The organism is Bacillus sp. JK106, assembly GCF_053663355.1.
The window spans coordinates 402,996-428,874 of record NZ_JBSJQC010000001.1 but is presented as its reverse complement, the minus strand read 5'-3'; the positions used below and the strand labels follow the sequence as shown (position 1 = coordinate 428,874).

The following is a 25,879-nucleotide window of genomic DNA, read 5'->3' as shown; positions in this document are numbered from 1 at the left end:
TGCTCTCAAGGTCTTGTAAATTCTCGCCTGCTGAAGCGCTGTATGCAGATATTCTTTCGGCAAAAAAGTTTTTTCAAATAAAACTTTTCCTCAGAGTTTCAACTGAAATCACTCAGTTCTGCGAAATAAGGCTATGGCGGTACAAGACCACTCATCATACAGTTTTTTGGGTCTTTGTAATTAAATTACAATTGTTCTTAATATTCACTCATGTATTCATGCTATTATATTGAAAGGAACGATCAAAAGCGTTGGCGTTTGTTAAATATTTACGAGTGCTGCCTCATGTCAAAGTCAGAAAAAATAGTATAGGAGGTAACATATGTTTAAGTTTAAAAAGAAATTCTTAGTGGGATTAACGGCAGCTTTCATGAGTATCAGCATGTTTTCGGCAACCGCCTCTGCAGCTGGCACAGATTACTGGCAAAATTGGACTGACGGGGGCGGAACAGTAAACGCAGTCAATGGCTCTGGCGGGAATTACAGTGTTAATTGGTCTAATACCGGAAATTTCGTTGTTGGTAAAGGCTGGACTACAGGCTCGCCATTTAGAACAATAAACTATAATGCCGGTGTTTGGGCGCCGAATGGCAATGGATATTTGACTTTATATGGCTGGACGAGAGCACCTCTCATCGAATATTATGTAGTGGATTCATGGGGTACTTACAGACCTACCGGAACGTATAAAGGTACTGTAAAGAGTGATGGAGGTACATATGACATATATACAACGACACGTTATAATGCACCTTCCATTGATGGCGATAACACTACTTTTACGCAGTACTGGAGTGTCCGCCAGTCGAAGAGACCAACCGGAAGCAACGCTGCAATCACTTTCAGCAATCATGTTAACGCATGGAAGAGCCATGGAATGAATCTGGGCAGTAATTGGGCTTATCAAGTCTTAGCGACAGAAGGATATAAAAGCAGCGGAAGTTCTAATGTAACAGTGTGGTAACAGCTCATCTTTAATGAGGGGCAGCTAACGGGCTGCTGATCGTTCCTTGAGAAATTTTATAATGATTGTGAAGAGGCGAACGGTTTTGGCATTACCGGAGGCAGGATATTCTCCATCAGTTTTTTTAGCGCGTATTAAAATAAGAGTTCCGTCTTTTTTTGGTAACCCGCTTACAACAGACACCTTCACATAAGCCTTAAGCAAAATAAAAATATCCCGGTTACCACCTCCTTTAGTTTCGGAGGATTTCTTCATTAAACAGATCGCAATCCCGCATCCAAGCTTGTCTGAATATGAAGCCAAAACCGTGATTTCCTCATTATCCATTGTAACCATTTCCGTTACACCTCTAGCGGCATGAACCCATCTCTTTTTAACAAAAGAGATGATTCATTACATCATAAAGGGACTTGCTCGCAAGTTCATTCTCCATTGCCCGCTGTACGCTTCCGAACGTCTCATCGAGCGCGCGCTGAATATTTTTGCCGACCGGACAGTCGGGGTTCGGATTGTCGTGAACCGCAAAAAGCTCTTCCTTATTCTGCACCGCCCTGTAAACCTCTAAGAGGGTGATCTCCGACGGATCTTTTTTCAGGCTGGCTCCCGGAACACCCGCCCGGGATGTCAGAATACCCGCTTTTTTCAGCTGGCTGATCGTTCTCCGCACTACGACGGGATTGGTGTTTACGCTGCCCGCAATCATGTCCGATGACGCCCGTTCATCCGTTGAGATCAGCGATAAAATGTGAATGGCCACAGCAAGACGGCTGTTAATCATGTTTTTCACCACCGTTGTAACCACAATGGTTACATTTCATTTGTTTGTCAACTACTAATATACACTAAAACGGGCGGCAGGATGAAATCAAGTTGGCAATAGAGGGTAAACAGGCCGGCGGGAAACCGGCCGGAGAGGGATTAAAATAAGAAATAACGCTGTCCTAACGGAACATAACTGACGGGCTGGCATGCCAGCTCTTCTCCGTCGGCGAACACCTGATAGGTTTTCGGATCGACATGTATATTCGGCATCGCGTCATTCAGCTTCATGTCGAGCTTACTCAGCTTACGGATATTCCGTACGGGAGAAATCATTTTTTCAAGGCCGAGCTTTTCCGGCACACCGTTTGCGATACCGGCCTGGGACATAAATGTAATAGAGGTATTTCGGTTTGCTTTACCGTAGGATGCGTACATCTGCCGCATAAACACGGGCTCAGGCGTCGGAATGGAAGCATTCGGATCTCCCATCTGGGCGCGGGCGATCATGCCGCCTTTGAGCACAAGTTCAGGTTTGACGCCGAAGAAAACCGGGTCCCATAGTACAAGGTCGGCAAGCTTTCCTTTTTCAACGGAACCGACTTCATGGCTTAGGCCGTGAGTGACAGCCGGGTTGATCGTGTATTTGGCGATATAGCGTTTGGCGCGCACATTGTCATTGCCGTTTTCTCCTGATAGAGCGCCTCGCTGTTTTTTCATTTTATCGGCAACCTGCCATGTCCTGATAATCACTTCTCCCACCCTGCCCATCGCCTGCGAGTCAGATGACGTCATGCTGATCGCGCCGATATCGTGCAGAATATCCTCCGCCGCAATGGTGGCCGCTCTGATGCGTGAATGACTGAACGCCACGTCTTCAGGCACTTTTGAATCTAAATGATGGCAGACCATCATCATATCAAGATGCTCGTCCATCGTGTTGACGGTATATGGAATCGTCGGCGTCGTAGAGGACGGCAGGATATTGGCGTAAGATGCGAGTTTCATAATATCCGGTGCATGGCCTCCGCCGGCTCCCTCTATGTGATATGTATGGATAACCCGGTCGCCGATCGCATCAAGCGTATTTTCTAAAAAGCCCGCTTCATTTATCGTGTCTGTGTGGATCGCCACCTGAATGTCCGCCTCATCCGCTGCTTCCATGCAAGCTTTAATGGCGCTTGGCGTTGATCCCCAATCTTCATGCAGCTTCAGGCCGATCGCGCCTGCTTCCACCTGCTCGATCAGCGGCGCTTTATCGGATGCATTTCCTTTTCCTAAGAAACCGACATTGATCGGAAACTCCTCGGCCGCTTCCAGCATTCTCGACATGTACCATGCACCGGATGTACAAGTCGTCGCTTTACTTCCCGTCGCAGGACCTGTTCCGCCGCCGAGAAGCGTGGTCACACCTGAAGAAAGCGCGACTTCCATCTGCTGCGGGCAGATAAAGTGGATATGCGTATCCACCCCGCCGGCCGTTACGATTTTCCCTTCGCCGGAAATGACTTCTGTTCCGGCACCGATAATCATGTGCGGGTCCACCCCATCCATCATATCAGGGTTGCCGCTTTTCCCGACGCCGACAATCCGGCCGTCCTTCACCCCGATATCCGCCTTGACGATTCCGGTATAATCCAGGATGACGGCGTTTGTAATGACCAGATCAAGCGCTCCGTCTTTCCCGGTGATACGCCCGTTCTGCCCCATGCCGTCCCGGATTGTTTTCCCTCCGCCGAAAATCATTTCTTCCCCGTAATTCGTGAAATCTTTTTCGACTTCAATCCATAAATCCGTATCTCCGAGTCTGACTTTGTCTCCCGTTGTCGGTCCGAACAGTTCTGCGTATTGCTCACGTGACATTTTCATCGGATCGCCTCCTCCATCCATCCGGCTTTTTTAAGATTTGACAGCGTCTTCTCTTTTCCCCGCTCATCCATATACGTATCGGCCATGCCGTTGAGGCCTCTGACCATTTTTCGCCCTCCGATTTCCACGAGCGTGACGGCTTTCTCTTCTCCCGGTTCAAAACGGACAGATGTGCCTGACGGGATATCAAGGCGCATGCCGATTGCTTTGTCCCGATTGAAGGAAAGGGCGCCGTTGGCTTCGGCAAAATGAAAATGCGATCCTACCTGCACTGACCGTGTTCCGTTATTGGTGACTGACACCTCCAGCGTCTTCCGGCCTTCGTTAATGGTGATGGTCCCCTTTGCGACTTGAATCGCTCCCGGCTTCATGACTTCACCTCCGCTTTGATCGGCTGATGAACGGTGACAAGCTTAACCCCGTCCGGGAACGTCGCTTCCACCTGAATGCTGTCCAGCATTTCCGCAACGCCTTCCATAACGTCTTTTTCCGTCAATACATTGCGGCCGGATTCCATCAGCTCCGCAACGCTTTTTCCGTCTCTCGCGCCTTCCATCAGATAACAGGTCAAATATGCGGCGGCTTCGGGATAATTCAGCAGGACGCCGCGCGCCTTCCGTTGCTTAGCGAGCTCTCCCGCCGTAAAAATAAGCAATTTTTCTTGTTCAACCGGTGTCAGTTTCATCTGTATTCCCCCTTAGTGATAGTCAAACGCAATCCGCATGGTCATACCGAAACGATGCAGGCGGCCGTTACCCCCTTCACCTCATGAAATGTCAAGTGATAAAAGTTATTCGACGGTGAACGGCCCGATTCCTTTTGCAGAAATGACCGATTTCTCATTTTTTTCTTCAACAAACGTTTAATTAAATGTGAAGAAAGGTTACATTCTTTGTGAATATTATAAAGAAATCGCCGGGGAATTTATAGAATATTTAAAAATTTAGTGAATATTAACCAAACGAACTGGAATTTTTGTCATTTCTCATAACAAAAAGCCCAAAATATTTTGGGCTTTTGCTGTGTTTCACGATCAAATTAATCATCACTGAGTTTATCTTTCGTTTTACCGACACCCTTTTGCAGGCTGCCTTTCGCTTTGTCTTTTTTACCTTCCGCTTTTAAGTCGGACTTGTTTGCCATGTCGCCTGCTTTGTCCTTTGCTTCCCCTTTCATTTTGTTCATGCCGCCTTTTACTTTGTCTTTTAAACCGTTATCTTCACTCATGATCTCTTCAGCTCCTTTTGTTTTTGTGTACTTGTTTTCTTCCCTTTCAGCCTGATAGCAAACATTTCAACTCTCAATTATTGATTTCACAGCGTTCCCCGTAGCGGATCACTTTGTAAACGGCCAATCCGTCTGACAGCTTATTATCCCCGTATTGCACGGGCAGAAGAGCAAAGAAAACATAATAAGTTGAAAAATAGACAAATTGGTAAAAAAATAAGTTTGGCTCAAGGACATCTTTTATGATCAGCAGATTTATTAAAAAGATAGAAGCGAGATTAAACAGACAGCCTCCGGAATAGACGAGCGCGCTCGTCAGGCGGTTATCTATCCGCAATTCGCCGAACTTGCAGAAAGAATCTATGAAGTAGATACGCCGAACCTGAATCGGCCCTACTTTTAAAAGACGTTTCCCCATTCCGATATCCAATGACGCCTTGCCTCCGAACAGCATGGCCATAAAGCTGTGTCCCGACACATGGATGACAGACACCATCGGGAGAATGATGAGAAATGAAACGAAAAACTTTATCATATCATTAAATCCGAACAACAAATCCCTCCTTCCCATCGTACTTTTTTCCCTCTTTTGCGATTTTTCCGATTTTTTCTATGATCAAACGTCCTGATGTGCATAAAAAAATAACCATCTGCTGATCAGATGGTTAAGAAAATTATATATCGTATAAACACTGTTCTTTTTGAATGTTTTCTCTCATGCGAATCGCTTTTTCATAAAAATACGCCGCTTCTTTATATTGCTCATGTGCGCTTGTGTAAACGGCGGCCTCCAAGGCGAAATCTTCAATATACACATACAGCGATTTTTCATTCATATAGTCAAACACTTCATGAATTAAATCCATATTGAGAGACTCCAAATAAAGCGCTTGTAAAAACTTATACTTCTCTAAACTGAATCGGTCGCCGCGTTCTTTCGCGATCATGATCCCTCTTTCATAATAGGTAAGGGCCGCTTGGTCATCATGCAGCCTGAAAAGGGTGTGCGTTAAGCTGAACAGCGCCTTCGGAAGCTGTTCAAGCTGATGCTCTTCAAAAACGGGAACCGCTTTTCTAAAGTACCGGGCCGCTTCATCCAGATCCCGCTTTTCAGAATAACAATTCCCCAGATTGTAAAGCGAAGACCCGATCAGGCGGGGCTGTCCTTCAAGCAAAGAAAGGCGGAGGGCTTCGTCTAAATGCTCAAGCGCTTTGTCGTAGTTTTTGCAGTCGATGTAGTTTCCTGAGATGACGAAATGGCATTGAATTCTCCGCACTCTGTAAAAATCGTGTTTCATATACGTATCCAGCGCCTGAATCCCGTGATTCATGGAAAAATGAGTCTGCTTCATGACGTAAAACACTTCAGACATCTTGAAATGGAATTCCGCCCTCTCTATATCATCCTCGACAAATGAAAGGAGTTTTTCCGCTTTCCGGTAAAAAGAAATAGCCGCAACATAGTTATTGTGATCGAATTCATACATTCCTCTGAACAAATGGAAATAATACTCAGACAGTCCTGATATACTGTCCGTGCTTTCGATCGTCTTTTGCAGCTCGCTGTACTGAATCTGTGATTGTTCGGTGCATTCCGGCTTGACGTAATCAAGCATAATATGATGGCGGTAGCTGATCAGCTGATAATATAACAGCAGCAGCTGGTCTTCCTCCATACGTTGTATATCCTCATCAATTTCCTCTTTCAGCTTTATGGCATCAGCCGCTTGAAACGCTAAAATGTGCTTGTACCATTTGTTGATCTTGACTCCAACTTGAGATGACGGAATCTCGTATGCGGTCATGCCCCTTTCACAACCTTTTCTAATTTCTATTGGTTATATTTTAACATATTGTATGGCTTTGGAATTGCATAACTTGATTGTCCTGCATCAAAATTCCTATCATATATTTCGGCTGTCACCGGTATTTTTTGAACAGACCGCTCTCATAATGTGAATAAAAAAGCCTGCCCTTGTCCGGGCAAGCTTTTCTTCATCCGCCTATATAAGACATTTCCACTTTCTTTTTCCCATCCGTTTTAGAAAGCGCGCGGTCAATTGAATACTGATCCGTGCGATTTCTCCAGACAGAAGCGATGGATTCCGTCAATTCATCATCGGTCAGACCGCCGCGCACGAGTTTCCGAACATCATAGCCGCTTGACGCAAACAGGCACGTAAACAGCTCGCCTCTCGCCGACAGGCGCGCTCTGTTGCAGGAGGCGCAGAATGCATCCGAGACGGAGGAAATCACGCCGATTTCGCCGGAACCGTCAAGATAGCGGAACCTGGAAGCGACCTCCCCTTTATAATTCGCTTCTATCGGCTCCGTCGGCATGTGCTGGTTGACCAGATCAATAATCTCGGCCTTCGTGATCACGTCTTTTTTATTCCATTGATTCGTATTGCCTACATCCATAAATTCAATAAACCGGAGAATATGACCCTTTTCTTTAAAATAGCGGGCCATCGGCAGGACATCTTTTTCATTGACGCCCTTTTGAACAACCATATTGATTTTCACACCGAGTCCGGCCGCTTTTGCCGCCTCAATGCCCTCAAGCACCTTTTTCACCGAAACGCCGCGGCCGTTAATGGCCTTAAACCGCTCATCCTCTAAAGAATCGAGGCTGACTGTCACTCGATGCAGCCCCGCCTGCTTCAGTTTTTCCGCATACACGGGAAGCAGAGAGCCGTTTGTCGTCATCGCGATATCTTTAAGTCCGGGGATGCGCGCAAGTTTTTTGATCAATTCAGGCATATCTTTTCTCATGAGCGGCTCTCCGCCCGTCAGCCTGATTTTTTCAACGCCGAAGCGGCCGACAAACAGCTTCGCAAGCCGCTCAAGCTCCTCGAAGGAGAGCAATTCCGTCTTTTGTAAAAATGGATAATCCGGTCCGAATAATTCGGCTGGCATACAGTACGTGCATCTGAAGTTGCAGCGGTCGGTTACAGAGATACGAAGATCCCTGAGCGGCCTTTCCCTTTTGTCTGTCACCCGGCGCGTTTCTGTATTCATAAGCCCAAGACCCCTTTCTATTGTTCAACCCGTTCAGGATGTGTGTATACGTTAAATGATCCGTTTCTGACAAAACCGATCGCGGTGATGTTCAGCTCTTCCGCCATTTGCAGCGCGAGCTCCGTCGGCGCCGATTTTGAAATGACAATCGACACGCCGATTTTTGCGGCTTTTAATAAAACCTCTGAGGAAATCCGGCCGCTGAAGACGATCAGCTTGTCACGGACGGGCATTCCGTTTTTCAAACAGCAGCCGTACAGCTTATCCAGCGCGTTGTGGCGCCCGATATCCGTCCTCATCAAGAGCAGCTTTTCCGTATCGCACAGCGCTGCATTATGGACGCCGCCCGTTTCCCGGAAGGTGCCGCTTCCGCTTTGCATCTCCTTCATCAGGCGAAGGCACGTCTCAGGAGTTATGGTAATCCGGCTGACGGCGGTTTTGGCCGTTTTCACATCCTGCTGAAAGTAAAAATGGCGGCCTTTCCCGCAGCATGAACCGATGACCCTCTTCGTATAGTCTTTTTGCTCAAGCACTCCGGGATTCGTCAGTTCAACATATGCAAACCCGAGACTTTCATCTATAGTAAAGCTTTTGATCTCTTTTTCAAAACGAATGACGCCTTCTGATGCGAGAAATCCGATGACGAGTTCCTCTAAATGGTCAGGCGTGCAGACGAGCGTAACAAATTCCTGCCCGTTCACCATGACGGTAAGCGGATACTCTGAAACCATCCGATCTGCCGTCTTTGTTAATACCCCTTTTTCATAGCGGTATATGTCTCTTACCGCTGTTGTTTTTTCATCCACTTTTTTCCCCTCCGCAGTATCCTTCTCTTTTATTCTTCCACAATCCCTGTATTTTGTCGAATTTGCGGTTTAAAAAAAGAGCCCTCTTCGGACTCTATGTTTCGTTGCGATGATGTCTGCTCAAAATGGTGAATAAAATTACTGCGGCGATAATGGCCAATATACTGACGAATATGAAGGCGGCAAGCTTCAGAAAAATCCCCATCAGAACAAAAACGACTGCCGCCAGCACCAATATAATGCCTGCTCCTTTTAACAACAGCGTTCATCTCCTTTTATCCGTATCATTCCCGCGGTTCCGTTTTCTAAACAAAAAAAGACGCCGCGCGGGCGCCCTTTTTTAACCTATTCTTTTGCTAAATCCTTTGCAGCGTCTTCCCAAGCCTGTTTGAACTCGTCCGCGCTGTCAGCTGAGACGTATGTGCCGCCTCCCGCTTCCGCCGCTTTTTCAAGGCTTTCGCTTCCTTTCATGCCGAAGTTGAAGCCGATGATATTGACGACCGTGTTGACATTCGCTTTACGGAGCTTTTGAATTTCGGCCTGAGGATTCCCGCCGCATGTTTCTTCACCGTCTGTGATCAGATATACGACGTTTTTCCCTTTAGCGCCGGCCCGCTCAAATTCTTCACGTGTATCAGAAAGCGCTTTCGCTATCGGTGTCCAGCCGGTCGGTTTAATCTTGCTGAGTGATTGCTCAAATGGAGTCACGGCGTACGGCTGAAGGCCGTATAACGTTTCTGTCGCGTTACATGATACGGCTTTGCCTGAGTTTTTATTATTGCCCTTATGCCCGAATACCCGAAGCATCAGATTCGTGTCTTCAGGAAGAACTTCCGCAAAAGAAGTGACAGACTCTTTCGCAACATCTATTTTACGCTCTCCCCCTGTTTTTTGTATCATGCTCCCGCTTGCGTCAAACAGCACGGCGACGTTTGTTTCTTCGTGCTTTTTCTCAGCTGCAAAAACAGGCGATCCGAGTGAAAGCGTCAAAAGTCCGACAATCCCCGCAGTGAACATTTTTTTCATTTCCTTCATTCCTCTCCGTTTGTTTTTGGCCGATGGGCCCCCGGCTCTTCTCTATGCTAGATGAGGAGTATGCAAAAAGATATAGGGCGGGATTCCTTTTGTATAAGCGGCTGTACGCCGTTAAAAATGAACAGAATTATGCGCATCATCCTAAAAAGATTGGATAAATGATGACAGATTTAATGCCTTTTTCGCCCTTTTTGTAATATAAGTCCGGAATCTGATTCTTTTTACAGTTTTCTCTTCATCTTTTCTTGAAACTTTTGTTAAATGGAACATAAAAAAAAGGGCCGCTAAACGGCACCTTTTCTTATTTCGCTAATGAACTCGCTTCCATCGTAAAGATGCGGTTCATATCCTTTTGGCTGTGAGCTTCGTAATATTTTCCTCCGCCCGCACCGGCAATTGCGTGAAGCTGTCCGTTGAAGCCTTCTTTAAAGTCAAAGCCGATCACGTTGACTTTAATATGATGTTTGCGAAGTTCTTTCGCTGTCTTAATAGGATCTCCGCCGCATGTCTCCTCACCGTCTGTCAACAGGTAAACGGATTTAAAGCCGAATTTATGAACGCCGTTAAAAGAAGCCTTCGCATCTTCTAATGCTTTTGCAATCGGTGTCCAGCCCGTAGGCCCGATTCCGTTCAGAGAATTGAGGAAGCTCTGTCTGTCAAACTTTTGGAATCCGTATACACCGCGAATGGATTCACAAGATTGAACTTTGCCGGAGTTTTTATTATTGCCTTCCGAACCGAAAACCGTCATTCTGACCTGTGATGTAGACTTAATTCGATCTGCAAAACGGACGATTTCATCTTTTGCCATATTGTATTTGGAAACGCCGTCAATCCGTTTCGCCATACTGCCGCTTGCATCAAGCAAAATGGCGATATTGTTTTTAAATAAAAATGTCTTCTCGTTTGCATTCTCGGCAGCAAAAGCAGGAGATGCAGCAGTCAGCATCAATCCGAGCATGATTATGAGTGAAAGTGTTTTTTTCATTGCTTCTTCCCCTTTTCAATAGATTTACGTTCAACGCCGAACAATATTTATCGTAAATGAGATGAAAAGGGAAATAAATAGGACGGCGTTCCTCATTATTTTTGCGTATATTCACATAGATACGGCATTTTTATCAGTGATTTTCACCCGGCGCTCAGCCTTCAGACGGCATTTGTCAGCCTTTAGGCTTTCGTTATATGAGTCTGTTGGTTGCTTTACCGTTTATGGAATAGTTTTCAAAAAAAACAGACGCTCATGAAAGCGTCTATTTTTTCGCCATATATTTGTTTAAAAATGAATCTGCTTCGGAAATGTCCACTCCCTGATAATAATGCTTGACGATGTCCGCCACGGATTTCCCCTGCTCCGCCATGTAATTGGCCCCGTACTGGCTCATGCCGACGCCGTGGCCGAATCCTTTTGTCGTAATGGTGATGCTGCCGCCGTTCCGTTTCCATTCAAAGTCGGCAGAACGGAGTCCGAGTTTTTCCCGGATGTCTCTTCCCTTCAGCTTTTTGCCGTTTATGACGGCCGTCGCCACTTGATGGCCCGGCGTTCTGGCTGTAATCTGCCCTACCGTGTTTTGCCCCGAGAGCTGTACGCCGAGCTTTTGCTGAAACTCCGGCACACTGAAGGTCTGGGTGGCGAGATATTTCGGCGATTGCTTATCCCACGGACTTTTCACGCTCTTTAAATAAGGAATGGCGCTTGTCCAATAGGCTTCCGCATTTTCCGTATACCCGTTGCTCGTAGAGAAGAAAGATGCCTCAATCGGCTTGTTGTCGTACGTTAAAATCTTTCCTTGCGTGCCTGCGACCGCGTTTGTGATTTTCTTGAGGTTGTGTGCGTACTTAGAACCCCATTCTTTTTTCAGCTGGCTTTTGCTTTGATAGACTTGGAACATTTGCGTATCATCCACCAGTGATCCTTTCGGCGCCTGAACGGCTGAGTCAGCGACCATCAGTCTGACGATGAAAGTCCGGGCGGCGAGCGCCTGGGCTTTTAAGGCTTCCGGTTTAAAGTTTGCGGGCATTTCGGAAGCCACGACACCGATCACGTACTCTTCAAGCGGAATGTTCTCTACAGAATGTTTGGATGTCCGATAAACCGGAATGGATACAGGTGATTCTTTCAATGTTTCTGCTCCTTTTGTTTCTCGTGTGGTGTGTGCTGTTTTGTGTCCGGGCTCTCTGTTTACGGCTGCTCCTTTTTCCGCCTGAAACGGAAGAACGAGAATGGTGGGAACAAGAAGAATAAGTATACACAGCCCGGATAGTAGAAATACAATCGGTTTCATATATCAGCTGCCTCCTGCTTGGGATTCGACTCTACTTCATCTTATGGGCAGGGACAAGCTAATATGACTTCCTTTTGGACAGAATCTTTATTCCGTTTTTCACGCGAAAAACGTATTCTTTTTTGAAAATCAGAGCATAATAATGATGATAAACCATAAAAAAACAGTATGCCAGATTGACATACTGTTTTTACAGCCATTATGCGTTTAGGTCAGTTACGACTTCTTTGCTTTCTTGTTCAGCGGCCGTTTCATCAACGACACGCTCGATGTCAGCGCCGAGGGCCGCAAGTTTTTTATGGAAATTCACATAACCGCGATCCAAGTGCTTCAGTTCCGTGACGCGTGTATGACCTTCAGCCACTAATCCCGCAAGAATCAGCGCCGCGCCCGCACGCAGGTCCGTAGCGGCAACTTCTGCGCCTTGCAGCTGTACAGGACCGTTAATGATCACAGAACGTCCTTCAATTTTAATGTCGCCATTCATCCGGCGGAATTCTTCAGCATGCATAAAACGGTTTTCAAACACAGTTTCAGTAATCATGCTTGTTCCGCTCGCACGGAGAAGCAGCGCCATCATTTGCGACTGCATATCAGTCGGGAATCCTGGGTGAGGCATCGTTTTAATGTCGATCGGCTTCAGCTGGGCAGGACCGATGACACGAAGGCCTTCTCCTTCATCCGTAATTTTGACTCCCATTTCTTCCATTTTCGCAATTAAAGACGTAAGATGCTCAGGAACCGCACCTTTTACTAATACATTTCCTTCCGTGATAGCCGCAGCCACCATGAAAGTACCCGCTTCAATACGGTCAGGAATGATGTTGTGTCTTACGCCGTGAAGCTTCTCGACACCTTCAATTTTAATGGTGCCTGTGCCGGCTCCGCGGATTTTTCCGCCCATCGCATTGATATAGTTCGCTAAGTCAACGATTTCAGGCTCTTTTGCCACGTTTTCAAGCGTTGTTGTTCCTTCAGCTAAAGCAGCTGCCATAATCAAGTTTTCTGTCGCACCCACACTTGGGAAATCTAAATAGATTTTTGCGCCCTGCAGACGGCCTTCCACTTCTGCTTCAATAAAGCCGTTGCCTACTTTGATTTTTGCACCCATTGCTTCAAAGCCTTTTAAATGCTGATCAATCGGTCTTGAGCCGATTGCGCAGCCGCCCGGAAGCGCTACTCTTGAATGACCCGTACGGGCTAACAGAGGGCCCATAACAAGCACTGACGCGCGCATTTTGCGCACATATTCAAAAGGTGCTTCTGTTTCTAAAGCGTAAGAAGCGTTTACGGTAACTTCATTATTCTCAAAATGCACATCTGCTCCTAAATGACGCAACACTTCATTAATTGTATATACATCGGAGAGCGTAGGTACATCACATATTACGCTTTTTTCTTCACTTGCTAATAAAGATGCAGCGATAACTGGTAAAACGGCATTTTTTGCTCCTTCAACTTTCACTGTGCCGTTTAACTTCTGACCGCCGCGGACGATGATTTTTTCCAAGGTATTCCCCTCCGCGTCCCTATATTCTCTATATTAATATTCAGTCGTCACGATTGGTGTGCCAACCGTAACGGTATGTTTTCCGCCCATTCCCGCACTTCTAAGCGCAACTTGCACATTCATCTTATGTTTCGATGTCATGATGTAATCTGTCCACTTATATGTAAATGCAGAAACAGAAACGAAATGAGGCTCAACTACATGTTCAACTGGACTTGCTTCAAATTCTTTCATGAGCTGTTCTGCTTTTTTTTGCAAAACAATACTCATATTATCATTTAAATGACCCTTTAGACAAGTAAAAATAAATACTTTATTTTGAAATATGTCATGTGCCTGCCGTTCAAACTGTTCATATGTATCATTCCAGTTTTCCGGTTGCTCCGGGCTCATTTGCTCATATAATAAATACGAAGTTGGGTTCTGGTTTTTGAGGGTAGTGACGAGCTGCAGTTTAAAAGTTGTGTGATTTTTTTTGTCAGAATACGTGCCGACGGCCTTTACGATTTTATCTTCCCGCGCGGATTCCCAATGATATTGCGGATACTGTGTCTTCAGTTCTTTTACCTTGTCATCAAATTCACTCAGTGACAGGTTCAGATTTTTTTTCGCATGAAGCGTCCATTCATCCACAGTGACCTGCTGCCGCTCCATTCCTTCGGCAATCTGGGCAAGCGGAGACAGCTCACTTGCATGAATGGAATGAAATACCGCTATTAAGGCGCTTAAAAAAACAAAAAACAAGATGATGCGGCCTGCTCTTTTTTTCTTCATATCGATCTCTCCCCCTTACTCCCATTTTTGCCGGAGCCGGGGAAAGCAATACATGGAAAACTTCGTCAAAACTCGCCAAGCGGGTGAAGAAAAATTGGTTTCTCACCCAGCGATTCCCTTCATTTCAACAGACGAAACATCTTAAAATAAGTATGGAAGCTGTTTCGAATAGGTAAGATAATCTAAAAAGAAGTTGGCGACTGCCGTACCGATCGCAATGGTAAGAAGAATGATCAGCAGCCTCGCCTGCACTATTTTTCCTTTTCGGATCAGCGGATCAAAGTTGACGGCCTGAAGCGCCCACCATGTCACCGCAATGCATACCAGGTGAACCAGGATGCTGATTGCGGCCTGCTGCCCCAATACATTCACAAATTCCATCTCCTTTCATTTTTTCCGCCCCTCATATCCTCTCTTATTATATAAGAAGAAGAGAGAAAGATGATCATTTTTACATCAGAATTTTTATCCAAAATTAGGGGCAATCCCCGCTTAAATGTCCGTTCTCCGGTATGATATACTTTTTTGGAAAGGAGATGGGAATATGAATCATTCCTTTTTTCATCCGGAAAAGCAGTATGGAGAAACACTTCCCGTATTTGACCACGAGTGGGAAGCGATAGCATTCTACTATGATTATAGACAGTCTCAAACAGAGGAACTGAAAGAATTATGTCAGTTTTTCAACATTTCTCTTGATTATTCACCCGGCAGCCTGCTGGCAGTGGAAGCTCTTTACTTCCGCAGCATAAAAGAGCTGCTTTTGGCGGATTGGAACCTGCCGATTGACGAATTTGAGAAAATGCTCAGTGTGTATGTCATCGATTGCGCCATCAGACATCATGACGATGCCGAATGGGTCGTCAAACCTTATCCGTATACGGACGGCGCTTATACGACGGGTGTGCGGAGAGGAAACAAAACGTGGCACACCGACAACTGCTGCGAACATTTATATCTGCAAAAAGAAGAGGATCATCCGCTTATCGGCGTCTATGAATCTCTTATGCGTTAATATAGAAAAAGAATCCTTCTCAGACAGCCGAGAAGGATTCTTTTTTAGTTTCCTGCAACATCCAATCTGTTTACAGCCCGCTGTAACGCAAGCTCAGCCCGACGAATGTCAGTATCATCTGATCGTTTGTTCAAACGGTCTTCCGCCCGCTTTTTCGCAGCAAGGGCGCGCTCTTTATCAATGCTTTCCGCTGTTTCAGCGGCTTGTGCAAGGATAGTGACCTGATCAGGACGGACTTCTAAAAATCCGCCGCTGACAGCCGCCAATTCGGTCTGCCCGTCTTTTTTAAGGCGGACAGCGCCGATTTTAAGCGGAGCCACGGTCGGAATATGGCCAGGCAGGATACCGAGATCACCGCTCTCGGCTCTTACACTCACCATTTCAATATCAGCATCATATACTGGGCCGTCGGGAGTAACGATATTGACTTTAACGGTCTTCATGCTTTTACCCTCCTAGGACCAGATTAAACTTCTACACCCATCTCTTTTGCATTCTCAATGACTTCTTCAATGCGTCCCACAAGACGGAATGCATCTTCCGGAAGATGGTCATATTTACCGGAAAGGATTTCTTTAAAGCCTCGTACCGTTTCTTTAACAGGCACGTAAGAACCCTTTTGTCCCGTAAACTGCTCAGCTACGTGGAAGTTTTGAGAAAGGAAGAACTGGATACGGCGTGCGCGGTGAACGACAAGCTTGTCTTCTTCACCTAATTCGTCCATACCGAGAATCGCGATAATATCCTGAAGTTCTTTGTAACGCTGAAGCGTTGACTGGACTTCACGCGCCACCGCATAATGCTCTTCTCCGACAATTTCCGGAGCAAGCGCGCGGGAAGTGGAAGCCAGCGGATCAACCGCAGGGTAGATACCCATTTCAGTTAATTTACGCTCAAGGTTAGTCGTTGCATCCAAGTGAGCGAACGTTGTCGCCGGCGCCGGGTCAGTGTAGTCATCGGCAGGCACGTAGATCGCCTGGATAGATGTAACTGAACCAACGTTTGTAGACGTAATACGCTCTTGAAGCTGACCCATTTCTGTCGCAAGCGTCGGCTGATAACCAACCGCAGAAGGCATACGGCCGAGAAGCGCGGAAACCTCTGAACCCGCTTGTGTGAAACGGAAAATGTTATCGATAAAGAACAGTACGTCCTGTCCTTGTTTATCACGGAAATGCTCAGCCATTGTAAGACCCGTCAGTGCTACACGCATACGTGCGCCCGGCGGCTCGTTCATTTGTCCGAAGACCATGGCTGTTTTCTTGATAACGCCTGAATCGCTCATTTCGTAGAAAAGGTCGTTCCCTTCACGAGTACGCTCTCCTACACCGGCGAATACGGAAATACCGCCGTGCTCTTGCGCGATGTTGTTGATTAATTCCTGGATTAATACGGTTTTACCTACGCCGGCGCCGCCGAACAATCCGATTTTACCGCCCTTGATGTAAGGAGCGAGCAGGTCAACAACCTTAATTCCCGTTTCAAGAATTTCAACCTCAGTTGAAAGCTCATCGAATGAAGGAGCTGATCTGTGGATCGGGTCCTTTTGAGCATCCGCAGGCAGCGGTTCATTTAAATCAATTTTATCTCCCAGTACGTTAAATACGCGTCCGAGAGTCACATCACCGACAGGAACGGAAATCGGCGCACCTGTATCAACAGCTTCCATTCCGCGCTGAATTCCGTCCGTAGATGCCATGGCAATTGTACGGACTGTATCATCACCTAAATGAAGAGCAACCTCTAGCGTTAGGTCGATGCCTACTTCATTTTCGCCTGTAGCTGGCTGTGAAACTTTAATCGCATTATAAATCGCAGGCAAGTGGCCGTCCTCGAAACGTACGTCGACAACCGGTCCAAGCACCTGACTTACGCGTCCTTTCTTCATCGCTATCCCTCCTGACAAAATCTTTCTATTCTAAAGCGGCTGCACCGCCGACAATTTCGGTAATTTCTTGTGTAATCGCCGCTTGACGCGCGCGGTTATATGAAAGCGAAAGTGAATCAATGAGTTCTTTCGCATTATCAGTCGCATTTTTCATTGCTGTCATTCTCGCAGCGTGTTCACTTGCTTTACTGTCAAGAAGCGCGCCGTAAATTAAGCTTTCCGCATATTGAGGAAGCAGCACTTCGAGCACCTCTTCTTCATCCGGTTCGAACTCGTAAGAAGCCGTGCGCTTCCCGCCGCTCGTTCCGAAATCCGTTAAAGGCAGCACTTTTTTCTCCGTCACTTCCTGTGAAATCGCACTGACGAAATGGTTATACACCAAATGCAGTTCATCAAATGCGCCGTCGATAAACATTTGAACCGTCTGACGGGTCAAATCTTTAATCTGAGCAAAAGTGACCTCGTCGCCAAGCCCCACTAACTCAGACAAAATCGGCATCTCCCGTTTTTTGAAGAAATCGCGGCCGACTCTGCCGATTGCAATCACCGTGTATTCATCTTTAGACTGATGGCGTTCTTGAATGGTGCGGTAAGCGTTTCGCAAAACCGAACTGTTAAACGCACCCGCAAGCCCGCGGTCAGACGTAATGACGAGATACGCCGTCTTTTTCACTTCTCTTGAGACAAGCATCGGGTGTTTCGCGTTTTTCGCGCCTTTTCCGACGTTAAACACAACCTCCTGGATCTTATCCATATACGGAGCAAATGACTTCGCGTTGGTTTCCGCACGGTTCAGCTTCGCAGCGGATACCATCTGCATGGCTTTTGTAATCTGGCTTGTTTTTTTCGTTGACGTGATCCTTGACTTAATATCGCGTAATGAGGCCAAAGATTTCACCACCTTTATTCTTCATTTGCGTAAAAAGAGAGAAAAAGAGAACCTTTTTCTCTCATCTTCTAAGGGTTAGTTGCTTGGTGCAAATGTGCGTTTGAAGCCTTCGATTGCAGCTTTGAAGTCTTCATCAGCAGGAAGGTTTCCTGTTTTCGCAATGCCGTCAAGCAGATCTTTATGGTTTTGATCAAGGTACATGTAGTACTCTTCTTCAAAACGTCTGATATCCGCAACCGGAATATCATCAAGATATCCTTTTGTCAGCGCATAAAGAATGGCTACCTGTTTTTCAACCGGAAGCGGCTTATTCAAGTCTTGTTTCAGCACTTCAACTGTACGCGCACCGCGGTTCAGTTTCGCCTGAGTCGCCTGGTCAAGATCAGATCCGAATTGGGCGAATGCTTCAAGTTCACGGTATGAAGCAAGGTCAAGACGCAATGTTCCCGCTACCTTTTTCATCGCTTTGATTTGGGCTGACCCGCCGACACGGGATACGGATAATCCGGCATTGATCGCAGGACGCACGCCTGAGAAGAATAGGTCGGATTGAAGGAAAATCTGTCCGTCAGTAATGGAAATGACGTTTGTCGGGATATAAGCGGAGATATCTCCTGCTTGTGTTTCGACGAACGGCAGCGCCGTAATTGATCCTGCGCCTTTAGCGTCACTCAGCTTGGCTGCGCGCTCAAGCAGACGGGAGTGAAGATAGAATACATCCCCAGGGAATGCTTCACGGCCCGGCGGACGGCGAAGAAGCAATGACAGCTCACGATAAGCGGCTGCTTGTTTGGATAAATCATCATATACGACGAGAACGTGCTTGCCGTTGTACATGAATTCTTCACCCATTGTCACCCCTGCATACGGTGCAAGGTAAAGAAGCGGAGCCGGCTGTGAAGCGGACGCCGTCACGACAATCGTGTAATCAAGCGCGCCATGCTTACGAAGTGTTTCCACCACGCCGCGCACTGTAGATTCTTTTTGACCGATCGCTACGTACACACAGATCATGTCTTGATCTTTTTGGTTTAAGATTGTATCAATCGCAACAGATGTTTTACCTGTCTGACGGTCCCCGATAATCAGCTCACGCTGTCCGCGGCCGATCGGAATTAACGCGTCGATCGCTTTGATACCCGTTTGCAGCGGCTCATGTACCGATTTACGGTCCATTACGCCTGGAGCCTGGCTTTCGATCGGACGTGTTTTGCTTGTCAGAATCGGACCCAGTCCGTCTACCGGCTGTCCGAGCGGGTTGACGATACGTCCGATTAATTCTTCACCTACAGGAACTTCCATGATGCGGCCCGTTCTTTTGACCTCATCACCTTCACGGATATCTCTGTAAGGTCCTAAGATAACGATACCTACGTTGGATTCTTCAAGGTTTTGAGCCATACCCAAAACGCCGTTTGAAAACTCAACAAGTTCACCGGCCATACAATTGTCAAGGCCGTGCACACGCGCAATACCGTCTCCGACTTGGATGACTGTACCTACGTCATGAACTTCAATTTCAGATTGGTAATTTTGAATTTGCTGCTTTATCAGCGTGCTAATCTCTTCAGCTTTGATGCTCACTTAGGTTTCACCCCTTCTATCGATTTCCTCCGGCAAGTTGACGTTCCATGCGCTCAAGCTTTCCGCTTACGCTTCCGTCATAAATCCGGTTTCCAATGCGGACTTTAATGCCGCCTATTAAATCCGTCTGCACTTCATTTCTGATTCTGAGCGAAGCGATTCCGGCTTTTTTTGCAAACACTTGAGACAATGATAACATTTCCGCTTCTGACAGCGGTTTTACTGAATAAACAACCGCGTCCTCTGTCTGACGGGCCTGATTGGCAAGTTTGATAAACTCGTCTGTGAGATCAGGCACAATCGAAGACCGGCGGCGGTCAATCAGAAGAAAAATCGTATGCAGCACAGACTCAGACAGTGCGCCGAACGATTGCTGAATCAGCTCTTTTTTCTTAGCGGCCGATACCTTCGGATGGCTTAACACTTCCTGTAATCCGGCTTCGTTCCGGAACACTTCTTTTAGTACGGTAAGCTCTTCTTCGATTTCATTGATTTGAGAAGTCTCAACGGCAATGTCGAAAAGCGCTGACGCGTATCGTTTAGAGACAGCAGATCCACTCATCGGCTTTCTCCTACCTCTTTAAGATAGTCCTGAATCAGTTGTTCCTGGGCTTGTTCATCAAGCTCTTTTTCAATCACTTTCGATGCGATTAAGACAGAAAGTGATGCGACTTGCTCGCGAAGTGCGGAAACCGCTTGTTCTTTTTCTTTGACAATTTCGGTTCTCGCCGCTTCTTTCAATCTTTCAGACTCGGCGCGTGCAGCCTGGATAATGTCTTCCTTCTGCTTTTCACCCAGTTTTTTCGCATTTTCAATGAGTGATTGTGATTCCTGTTTCGCTTCTTTTAAAAGAACGCGCTGCTCTTCAATCAGCTTCTGCGCTTCTTTATTTCTTTCTTCAGCGGACGTAATTTCGCCGGCGATATGATCTTCACGCTGTTTCATTATATTTAATAGCGGTCCCAGAGCGAATTTCTTGAGAAGCGCTAATAAAACTAACATAGCTAACAATTGGAATAGGATATCTCCGCCGTTAAACGACAGTCCTAATTCAAGAGGTAATTGAGACATCTACTACGGCAACTCCCTTCTGCAGGTTTTCTCTGCTGATAAAAAGCCGTTTCGGGACGGCCTGCTTATCAGACATAAAGCAATGGCGAAGGTTCTCTTAGAGTGATCTTCGCCATTTTTAGTTCATATAAGGCTTTTTTGCTTAGCCAAAGAACGCTAAGAACGCGATAACGACAGCGATAATCGGAAGGGCCTCAACCAATGCGATACCCATGAACATAAGAGTTCTAAGTTCTTTTCCTGCTTCCGGCTGACGGGCGATTCCCTCTACCGTACGTGAAACGATCAGACCGTTACCAATACCTGCACCAAGTGCGCCTAAACCGATTGCAATTGCAGCTGCTATTAAATTCATGAAAAAGTTCCTCCTTTAAAATGTTATCCGAATGGATATATGATTTTAATGATCATGACTGATTTTGTGTGACATGTACACCATCGTCAGCATCGTAAAGATAAATGCCTGGATGGTACCGATGAACAAGCTGAATGCCTGCCATGCAAGCATCGGAATAATGGCTCCGACTGTGCCGACCAAACCGAGAAAGAAACTGTTTGAGTAGAAATTCGTCGCCAGATTCGCAAGCAGGCCAAGAAGAATTTCCCCGGCGAAAATGTTACCGTAAAGACGAAGTCCGAGTGTCAGCGTATTCGCAAACTCCTCAATGATCTTCATCGGGAACATAAGCGGAACCGGTCTGAGGTAATCCTTAGAGTATTCCTTCAAACCTTTCATCTTCACGCCGTAATAGTGCGTTAACGACACAACCATAACGGCTAGAGTCAGAGTAATAGCCGGATCGGCCGTCGGTGATTTCCACCAAAGCTCGTGTCCGACCGTTACAGAAAACGGCAGCCCTAGCATATTTGATACAAATATGTACATCAGCAAGGTTACACCAAGCGCCAAGAAGTTAGCCCCTGTTTTTAAATCCATTGTACTGCCTATAATATTGCGGACAAAATCAACAATCCATTCCATGAAGTTCTGGGCTTTTCCCGGACGGATGGACAGCGTTCTTGTAGTAAGAATCGCAATCAGCAGCACAATCACACTTGCCACAGTAATCATCAGAATGTTTGTCAGATTAAAAGTAAGACCAAACAAATCAATAGTTCTGTAATCGTGATTCAATGGGTTTTCACCTCTCTTCCATTGATGAACGTTTGAGCTGAATAATGGAATCTATCATAATGACGGGATAAATTGTCATTAATCCAATAATCACACTTGCCACACTGACTTTATCGGGATATTTAAAGGCGACAGCCATCGCAAGTATCGCATTGCACCAACGCGCTGCGCTCCCGAGTGATCGTATGGACTTTCCTTTCGCCACGGCCTTGTCAAAAGCATTCATTCTTCTGGTCAAGAGCCACAAATTAAACAAACTGAAAACAGTTCCCAAAAAGAGGCCTAAAAAAACAGTTTTATACGCCGTAAGACCATATCCCAGCAAATAGATTGCTAAGATTACAAATACATATCTCCGTTGTCTGCTGAATGTAAGATTGGGATCGTCCATCAACTATCTGTCTCCTGATGAAAATGTAATATAATTTCTGGATACGGCAAAACATGCGGTTAACCCTTGCAGAAGGCCTTTTTTGTCCGCAAAACGGCCTGTTCGAAAAAACCACTCATCCTCCTGATGCCACGGGATGCTGTTTCATTCGCTTAGATAAATCCTCATATAACGGGTTTTTTTGGAGGATTTAAAATGAGGATGGATACTAGAAATGAAAGGAATGAAAACCTTCTCATAATACCCTCGTTTAGCATACAATAGCCCCTAACATGTGTCAATCTGTTTAAAGTTAAAAAACTTTTTATACCGGAAGCATACACAGAATGTTCACAAATTCACCTATAAATGTATGAACTCTGCCCATTCAGCAAATATCTGGATAAAAAAAGAAAACCCCCTGAATGAGGTTTTCCGATTTATTTGGTTCCGTACAGTCTGTCACCCGCGTCACCGAGGCCCGGAACGATATAGCCTTTTTCATTCAGTTTTTCATCAAGGGCGGCGATATAAATATCAACGTCAGAATGATGTTTCTGCAGCTCTTCCACGCCTTCCGGAGCCGCTACAAGACACATAAAACGAATGTTTCTCGCGCCGCGCTTTTTCAGGCTGTTGATCGCTTCCACCGCAGAGCCTCCCGTAGCAAGCATCGGATCCACGACAATAAATTCACGTTCTTCTACATCAGAAGGAAGCTTGACATAGTATTCCACCGGTTTTAAGGTTTCCGGATCACGGTATAATCCGACATGTCCCACTTTAGCGGCCGGGATTAATTTCAGCATGCCGTCAACCATTCCGAGACCCGCTCTCAGGATCGGCACGATACCGAGTTTCTTCCCTGAAATCACTTTGGATGTCGCTGTTTGAACAGGTGTTTTCACTTCCACTTCTTTAAGAGGAAGATCACGTGTAATTTCAAACGCCATCAGTGATGCGACTTCGTCCACAAGGTCTCTGAAATCCTTTGTGCCTGTATTTTCATTCCGAATATATGTCAGCTTATGCTGGATTAAAGGATGATCAAATACGTAAACCTTTCCCATACTGTGTTCAGCTCCTTTTTTGTTGTCCGAGTGACTTTTTCACACTTCTATTGATTCTACAGAAAAAGACAAACAGTTTCAAGAAAATCACAAAAAAACCCGCCGGATTAAGGTTCCGGCGGGTTTCTTCCTTATTAATAGTCCAGTTCTTTATATAAAGGAAACTTTTCAGTCAAGGCAGATACGCGCTTTCTCGCTTCTTCAAGTTTTGCTTCGTCTTCATGATTTTTCAGCGCGAGGCCGATGATGGCGCCGACTTCTTCAAGCGCGTCACCGTCAAAGCCGCGGCTTGTCACAGCTGCCGTACCGAGACGGATTCCGCTTGTGACGAACGGTTTTTCCGGATCGTAAGGGATCGCGTTTTTATTAGATGTAATGCCGATTTCATCAAGAACGTGTTCAGCGACTTTTCCGGTCAGTCCGAGAGAACGGAGGTCGACAAGTACAAGGTGGTTATCCGTTCCGCCTGATACGAGCTGAATGCCCTCTTTGTTCAGAGACTCAGCCAGGCGCTTCGCGTTCGAGATGACGTTTTGCGCATATGTTTTGAAATCATCTTCAAGCACTTCTCCGAAAGAAACGGCTTTGGCCGCGATGACATGCATAAGCGGTCCGCCTTGGATTCCCGGGAAAATGGATTTATCAATCTTTTTGCCAAACTCTTCACGGCAAAGGATCATTCCTCCGCGGGGTCCGCGAAGTGTTTTGTGAGTCGTTGTCGTTACAAAGTCAGCGTAAGGAACCGGATTCGGATGAAGACCGGCTGCGACAAGACCCGCGATATGCGCCATGTCTACCATGAAGTAAGCGCCGACTTCATCAGCGATTTCGCGGAATTTTTTAAAGTCGATCGTGCGGGGGTATGCGCTCGCTCCGGCTACGATGAGTTTCGGCTTATGCGCCAGCGCTTTTTCACGCACATCTTCATAATCTATATATTGCGTGTCTTTATCGACACCGTATTCTACAAAGTTGTATTGAACGCCGCTGAAATTAACCGGGCTTCCGTGTGTTAAGTGGCCGCCGTGGGAGAGGTTCATCCCGAGCACCGTGTCGCCGTGCTCTAAAATCGTGAAGTAAACAGCCATGTTCGCCTGAGCGCCTGAGTGCGGCTGAACGTTTACATGCTCAGCTCCGAAAATCTCTTTCGCGCGGTCGCGGGCGATGTCCTCAACGACATCAACATGCTCACAGCCGCCGTAGTAGCGTTTGCCGGGGTAGCCTTCAGCATATTTGTTTGTTAAAACAGAGCCTTGTGCTTCCATTACCGCTTCCGTCACGAAGTTTTCAGAAGCAATTAATTCGATCTTAGTCTGTTGACGCTTACGCTCATCTTTGATGGCGTTAAACACTTGTTTATCTTGTACAGGTAAATGTTTCATCAGCGAGATCCTCTCCTATCCGTTTCCTGTTCTTTATTTTTACCACCCTTATTGTACATGGTTTTTCAGGTGAATGTAACAGCTTATTTAAAAAAATCACAAAATTTAATTAGAAAACACGAACATTATACAGGAAAAGCATTTTCATCATTCGCATTCATAAACGGCGCGAATTCCGCCTATCAGCTTCGGTCTTGTCCGGGCCATCGTCACATGTGCTTCTCCAAGCTCACGGCTCGATATCCGGACAGGGACGGCAACGGGTTTCAGATGCATGCCGATGAACGTATCACCGATGTCAATCCCGGCGTCAGCCTGAATCGATTCAGCGAGCACTGGAGAACGCATCTGCCGGTATGCATAAGAGGCCATCGCTCCGCCCGCTTTCGGGACGGGGACGGCTGAAACAATGGGGAGCCTGAACCGCTCGGCCGTTTCCGCTTCAATGACAAGCGCCCTGTTTAAATGCTCGCAGCATTGAAAAGCAAGATGCACACCCGTTTTTTCCTTAAACCGGTTAAGTCCGCTGTATATCAATTCAGCCCAATCCCCGCTTCCGGCGGTGCCGATCCGGCTTCCGGCGGCTTCACTTGTACTGCACCCGATCACCAGCAGACTGCCGTCCGTCAGTCCTGCCTGCTCTTGAAACTCAGTCAGCATGTCCGTCCATTTTTGCTTCATCTCTTCCATTGTCCAGCACCTCTTACAGATTTTTTTCTTCGTAATCTGCGATTTTGCCGATCCGCCGTTCGTGGCGGCCGCCCGTAAATTCAGTCGTCAGCCAGACTTTTGCGATTTCGCGCGCCAGCCCCGGGCCGATGACGCGTTCGCCCATCGCAAGAACATTCGTGTCATTGTGTTCACGCGTCGCTTTTGCGCTGAAGGTGTCATGGGCAAGCGCACAGCGTATGCCCTTTACCTTATTTGCGGAGATGCTCATGCCGATGCCTGTGCCGCAAATTAAAATTCCCCTGTCAGCTTCGCCGTTCACCACTTTTTCCGCTACCGGAAAAGCGTAGTCTGAATAATCGACAGAGCCGGCGCCGCATTCACAGCCCATATCAATGTATTCAATCTGCAATTCATCCAAAAGACTTTTTATTTCTTCGCGGATATGGACGCCGCCGTGATCTGACGCAATAGCTACTTTCATTCATTTACCTCCTAGGTGTGGCTGGGCGAAGACAGCCCAGTGTGCTTGTCCTTTTTATTACGAAATCCGTTG

At 46.5% G+C, this 25,879-nt stretch carries 32 protein-coding genes; 2 read left to right on the top strand and 30 right to left on the bottom strand.

Going from position 1 to position 25,879, the window contains the following annotated elements; translation table 11 throughout:
- Positions 1-322 precede the first annotated feature (322 nt).
- Positions 323-964 carry an endo-1,4-beta-xylanase XynA gene (gene xynA / locus ACWJJS_RS02245; RefSeq protein WP_007407578.1) on the top strand — a complete coding sequence of 214 codons (642 nt, stop codon included), beginning with the start codon at positions 323-325 and terminating at the stop codon, positions 962-964.
- Between the two features lie 24 nt (positions 965-988).
- On the opposite strand, the gene ACWJJS_RS02240 is transcribed toward xynA, so the two are convergent.
- The 17 genes from ACWJJS_RS02240 to ACWJJS_RS02160 form a co-directional block, all read right to left on the bottom strand.
- A complete protein-coding gene (locus tag ACWJJS_RS02240; RefSeq protein ID WP_454023278.1) occupies positions 989-1,300 on the bottom strand; it encodes a hypothetical protein in 312 nt (103 codons plus the stop codon).
- A 37-nt stretch (positions 1,301-1,337) separates the two neighbouring features.
- On the bottom strand, positions 1,338-1,742 hold the full coding sequence (locus ACWJJS_RS02235; RefSeq protein ID WP_003151203.1) for an Rrf2 family transcriptional regulator: 405 nt from the start codon (positions 1,740-1,742) through the stop codon (positions 1,338-1,340).
- A 140-nt stretch (positions 1,743-1,882) separates the two neighbouring features.
- Complete coding sequence (gene ureC, locus ACWJJS_RS02230; protein WP_014305996.1) at positions 1,883-3,592, bottom strand: urease subunit alpha; 1,710 nt, start codon at positions 3,590-3,592, stop codon at positions 1,883-1,885.
- The gene (ureB, locus tag ACWJJS_RS02225; protein ID WP_454023277.1) at positions 3,589-3,963 is read right to left on the bottom strand and encodes an urease subunit beta; all 375 of its coding nucleotides are present in this window, start codon (positions 3,961-3,963) and stop codon (positions 3,589-3,591) included. The genes ureC and ureB overlap by 4 nt, the downstream gene beginning before the upstream one ends.
- Positions 3,960-4,277: an urease subunit gamma gene (gene ureA / locus ACWJJS_RS02220; protein ID WP_003151198.1), complete on the bottom strand. Its 318-nt coding sequence runs from the start codon at positions 4,275-4,277 to the stop codon at positions 3,960-3,962. Before ureA ends, ureB begins: the two co-directional genes overlap by 4 nt.
- A gap of 353 nt (positions 4,278-4,630) precedes the next feature.
- Complete coding sequence (locus ACWJJS_RS02215) at positions 4,631-4,819, bottom strand: CsbD family protein (RefSeq protein WP_003151197.1); 189 nt, start codon at positions 4,817-4,819, stop codon at positions 4,631-4,633.
- 73 nt (positions 4,820-4,892) lie between these two features.
- Complete coding sequence (locus tag ACWJJS_RS02210; RefSeq protein WP_065982538.1) at positions 4,893-5,372, bottom strand: hypothetical protein; 480 nt, start codon at positions 5,370-5,372, stop codon at positions 4,893-4,895.
- 121 nt (positions 5,373-5,493) lie between these two features.
- On the bottom strand, positions 5,494-6,624 hold the full coding sequence (locus ACWJJS_RS02205) for a response regulator aspartate phosphatase (RefSeq protein ID WP_053573977.1): 1,131 nt from the start codon (positions 6,622-6,624) through the stop codon (positions 5,494-5,496).
- 190 nt (positions 6,625-6,814) lie between these two features.
- Positions 6,815-7,840, bottom strand: a complete 1,026-nt coding sequence (moaA, locus tag ACWJJS_RS02200; protein ID WP_454023276.1) for a GTP 3',8-cyclase MoaA — start codon at positions 7,838-7,840, stop codon at positions 6,815-6,817.
- A gap of 17 nt (positions 7,841-7,857) precedes the next feature.
- Positions 7,858-8,646 carry a formate dehydrogenase accessory sulfurtransferase FdhD gene (gene fdhD / locus ACWJJS_RS02195; protein ID WP_014306001.1) on the bottom strand — a complete coding sequence of 263 codons (789 nt, stop codon included), beginning with the start codon at positions 8,644-8,646 and terminating at the stop codon, positions 7,858-7,860.
- Positions 8,647-8,740: 94 nt separating this feature from the next.
- On the bottom strand, positions 8,741-8,905 hold the full coding sequence (locus tag ACWJJS_RS02190; RefSeq protein ID WP_007407587.1) for a hypothetical protein: 165 nt from the start codon (positions 8,903-8,905) through the stop codon (positions 8,741-8,743).
- A gap of 86 nt (positions 8,906-8,991) precedes the next feature.
- On the bottom strand, positions 8,992-9,672 hold the full coding sequence (locus ACWJJS_RS02185) for a VWA domain-containing protein (protein WP_015387578.1): 681 nt from the start codon (positions 9,670-9,672) through the stop codon (positions 8,992-8,994).
- A 310-nt stretch (positions 9,673-9,982) separates the two neighbouring features.
- Positions 9,983-10,669 carry a VWA domain-containing protein gene (locus ACWJJS_RS02180; protein ID WP_003151188.1) on the bottom strand — a complete coding sequence of 229 codons (687 nt, stop codon included), beginning with the start codon at positions 10,667-10,669 and terminating at the stop codon, positions 9,983-9,985.
- 265 nt (positions 10,670-10,934) lie between these two features.
- Positions 10,935-11,966: a stage II sporulation protein D gene (gene spoIID, locus ACWJJS_RS02175; RefSeq protein ID WP_102422815.1), complete on the bottom strand. Its 1,032-nt coding sequence runs from the start codon at positions 11,964-11,966 to the stop codon at positions 10,935-10,937.
- A gap of 199 nt (positions 11,967-12,165) precedes the next feature.
- Complete coding sequence (gene murA / locus ACWJJS_RS02170) at positions 12,166-13,476, bottom strand: UDP-N-acetylglucosamine 1-carboxyvinyltransferase (protein WP_007407592.1); 1,311 nt, start codon at positions 13,474-13,476, stop codon at positions 12,166-12,168.
- Between the two features lie 33 nt (positions 13,477-13,509).
- Positions 13,510-14,250 carry a YwmB family TATA-box binding protein gene (locus tag ACWJJS_RS02165; protein ID WP_003151183.1) on the bottom strand — a complete coding sequence of 247 codons (741 nt, stop codon included), beginning with the start codon at positions 14,248-14,250 and terminating at the stop codon, positions 13,510-13,512.
- Positions 14,251-14,391: 141 nt separating this feature from the next.
- Positions 14,392-14,622, bottom strand: a complete 231-nt coding sequence (locus ACWJJS_RS02160; RefSeq protein WP_003151181.1) for a DUF1146 family protein — start codon at positions 14,620-14,622, stop codon at positions 14,392-14,394.
- Positions 14,623-14,794: 172 nt separating this feature from the next.
- Between ACWJJS_RS02160 and ACWJJS_RS02155 the strand changes: the two genes are divergently transcribed.
- Positions 14,795-15,265 carry a hypothetical protein gene (locus ACWJJS_RS02155; RefSeq protein WP_003151179.1) on the top strand — a complete coding sequence of 157 codons (471 nt, stop codon included), beginning with the start codon at positions 14,795-14,797 and terminating at the stop codon, positions 15,263-15,265.
- Between the two features lie 44 nt (positions 15,266-15,309).
- Here ACWJJS_RS02155 and ACWJJS_RS02150 read toward each other — a convergent pair whose 3' ends face one another.
- From ACWJJS_RS02150 to rpiB, 13 genes are all read right to left on the bottom strand, one after another.
- Positions 15,310-15,708: a F0F1 ATP synthase subunit epsilon gene (locus ACWJJS_RS02150; RefSeq protein WP_003151176.1), complete on the bottom strand. Its 399-nt coding sequence runs from the start codon at positions 15,706-15,708 to the stop codon at positions 15,310-15,312.
- A gap of 23 nt (positions 15,709-15,731) precedes the next feature.
- The gene (atpD, locus tag ACWJJS_RS02145) at positions 15,732-17,153 is read right to left on the bottom strand and encodes a F0F1 ATP synthase subunit beta (RefSeq protein ID WP_003151173.1); all 1,422 of its coding nucleotides are present in this window, start codon (positions 17,151-17,153) and stop codon (positions 15,732-15,734) included.
- 25 nt (positions 17,154-17,178) lie between these two features.
- Positions 17,179-18,042, bottom strand: a complete 864-nt coding sequence (atpG, locus tag ACWJJS_RS02140; protein ID WP_003151172.1) for an ATP synthase F1 subunit gamma — start codon at positions 18,040-18,042, stop codon at positions 17,179-17,181.
- A gap of 75 nt (positions 18,043-18,117) precedes the next feature.
- The gene (gene atpA, locus ACWJJS_RS02135; RefSeq protein ID WP_003151170.1) at positions 18,118-19,626 is read right to left on the bottom strand and encodes a F0F1 ATP synthase subunit alpha; all 1,509 of its coding nucleotides are present in this window, start codon (positions 19,624-19,626) and stop codon (positions 18,118-18,120) included.
- A gap of 16 nt (positions 19,627-19,642) precedes the next feature.
- Positions 19,643-20,188 (bottom strand): F0F1 ATP synthase subunit delta, encoded by a 546-nt coding sequence (locus ACWJJS_RS02130; protein WP_003151169.1) that lies wholly within the window; start codon positions 20,186-20,188, stop codon positions 19,643-19,645.
- On the bottom strand, positions 20,185-20,697 hold the full coding sequence (atpF, locus tag ACWJJS_RS02125) for a F0F1 ATP synthase subunit B (RefSeq protein WP_003151168.1): 513 nt from the start codon (positions 20,695-20,697) through the stop codon (positions 20,185-20,187). The genes ACWJJS_RS02130 and atpF overlap by 4 nt, the downstream gene beginning before the upstream one ends.
- Before the next feature lie 142 nt (positions 20,698-20,839).
- Positions 20,840-21,052, bottom strand: coding sequence for a F0F1 ATP synthase subunit C (gene atpE / locus ACWJJS_RS02120; RefSeq protein WP_003151167.1), 213 nt, complete (start codon positions 21,050-21,052; stop codon positions 20,840-20,842).
- Positions 21,053-21,097: 45 nt separating this feature from the next.
- Positions 21,098-21,832: a F0F1 ATP synthase subunit A gene (gene atpB, locus ACWJJS_RS02115; protein ID WP_003151158.1), complete on the bottom strand. Its 735-nt coding sequence runs from the start codon at positions 21,830-21,832 to the stop codon at positions 21,098-21,100.
- A gap of 7 nt (positions 21,833-21,839) precedes the next feature.
- Positions 21,840-22,223 (bottom strand): ATP synthase subunit I, encoded by a 384-nt coding sequence (atpI, locus tag ACWJJS_RS02110; RefSeq protein ID WP_003151155.1) that lies wholly within the window; start codon positions 22,221-22,223, stop codon positions 21,840-21,842.
- Between the two features lie 419 nt (positions 22,224-22,642).
- Complete coding sequence (gene upp / locus ACWJJS_RS02105; protein ID WP_003151154.1) at positions 22,643-23,272, bottom strand: uracil phosphoribosyltransferase; 630 nt, start codon at positions 23,270-23,272, stop codon at positions 22,643-22,645.
- Positions 23,273-23,406: 134 nt separating this feature from the next.
- Entirely contained in the window at positions 23,407-24,654 is a 1,248-nt protein-coding gene (gene glyA, locus ACWJJS_RS02100) for a serine hydroxymethyltransferase (RefSeq protein WP_102422814.1), read from the bottom strand.
- Positions 24,655-24,801: 147 nt separating this feature from the next.
- Positions 24,802-25,344, bottom strand: coding sequence for a TIGR01440 family protein (locus ACWJJS_RS02095; RefSeq protein WP_070082509.1), 543 nt, complete (start codon positions 25,342-25,344; stop codon positions 24,802-24,804).
- A gap of 13 nt (positions 25,345-25,357) precedes the next feature.
- The gene (gene rpiB, locus ACWJJS_RS02090) at positions 25,358-25,807 is read right to left on the bottom strand and encodes a ribose 5-phosphate isomerase B (protein ID WP_003151149.1); all 450 of its coding nucleotides are present in this window, start codon (positions 25,805-25,807) and stop codon (positions 25,358-25,360) included.
- Positions 25,808-25,879: the final 72 nt, after the last annotated feature.

Coding starts and splice junctions, on each gene's coding strand:
- ACWJJS_RS02235 (WP_003151203.1), bottom strand. CDS start 1,742: ATGATTAACAGCCGTCTTGCTGTGGCCATTCACATTTTATCGCTGATC.
- ACWJJS_RS02185 (WP_015387578.1), bottom strand. CDS start 9,672: ATGAAAAAAATGTTCACTGCGGGGATTGTCGGACTTTTGACGCTTTCA.
- glyA (WP_102422814.1), bottom strand. CDS start 24,654: ATGAAACATTTACCTGTACAAGATAAACAAGTGTTTAACGCCATCAAA.
- atpE (WP_003151167.1), bottom strand. CDS start 21,052: ATGAATTTAATAGCAGCTGCAATTGCAATCGGTTTAGGCGCACTTGGT.
- atpD (WP_003151173.1), bottom strand. CDS start 17,153: ATGAAGAAAGGACGCGTAAGTCAGGTGCTTGGACCGGTTGTCGACGTA.
- ACWJJS_RS02155 (WP_003151179.1), top strand. CDS start 14,795: ATGAATCATTCCTTTTTTCATCCGGAAAAGCAGTATGGAGAAACACTT.
- ACWJJS_RS02180 (WP_003151188.1), bottom strand. CDS start 10,669: ATGAAAAAAACACTTTCACTCATAATCATGCTCGGATTGATGCTGACT.
- ACWJJS_RS02215 (WP_003151197.1), bottom strand. CDS start 4,819: ATGAGTGAAGATAACGGTTTAAAAGACAAAGTAAAAGGCGGCATGAAC.
- ACWJJS_RS02205 (WP_053573977.1), bottom strand. CDS start 6,624: ATGACCGCATACGAGATTCCGTCATCTCAAGTTGGAGTCAAGATCAAC.
- atpF (WP_003151168.1), bottom strand. CDS start 20,697: ATGTCTCAATTACCTCTTGAATTAGGACTGTCGTTTAACGGCGGAGAT.
- ureC (WP_014305996.1), bottom strand. CDS start 3,592: ATGAAAATGTCACGTGAGCAATACGCAGAACTGTTCGGACCGACAACG.
- moaA (WP_454023276.1), bottom strand. CDS start 7,840: ATGAATACAGAAACGCGCCGGGTGACAGACAAAAGGGAAAGGCCGCTC.
- upp (WP_003151154.1), bottom strand. CDS start 23,272: ATGGGAAAGGTTTACGTATTTGATCATCCTTTAATCCAGCATAAGCTG.
- rpiB (WP_003151149.1), bottom strand. CDS start 25,807: ATGAAAGTAGCTATTGCGTCAGATCACGGCGGCGTCCATATCCGCGAA.
- ACWJJS_RS02165 (WP_003151183.1), bottom strand. CDS start 14,250: ATGAAGAAAAAAAGAGCAGGCCGCATCATCTTGTTTTTTGTTTTTTTA.
- spoIID (WP_102422815.1), bottom strand. CDS start 11,966: ATGAAACCGATTGTATTTCTACTATCCGGGCTGTGTATACTTATTCTT.
- ACWJJS_RS02130 (WP_003151169.1), bottom strand. CDS start 20,188: ATGAGTGGATCTGCTGTCTCTAAACGATACGCGTCAGCGCTTTTCGAC.
- ureB (WP_454023277.1), bottom strand. CDS start 3,963: ATGAAGCCGGGAGCGATTCAAGTCGCAAAGGGGACCATCACCATTAAC.
- ACWJJS_RS02240 (WP_454023278.1), bottom strand. CDS start 1,300: ATGGTTACAATGGATAATGAGGAAATCACGGTTTTGGCTTCATATTCA.
- ureA (WP_003151198.1), bottom strand. CDS start 4,277: ATGAAACTGACACCGGTTGAACAAGAAAAATTGCTTATTTTTACGGCG.
- ACWJJS_RS02150 (WP_003151176.1), bottom strand. CDS start 15,708: ATGAAGACCGTTAAAGTCAATATCGTTACTCCCGACGGCCCAGTATAT.
- xynA (WP_007407578.1), top strand. CDS start 323: ATGTTTAAGTTTAAAAAGAAATTCTTAGTGGGATTAACGGCAGCTTTC.
- atpI (WP_003151155.1), bottom strand. CDS start 22,223: ATGGACGATCCCAATCTTACATTCAGCAGACAACGGAGATATGTATTT.
- ACWJJS_RS02095 (WP_070082509.1), bottom strand. CDS start 25,344: ATGGAAGAGATGAAGCAAAAATGGACGGACATGCTGACTGAGTTTCAA.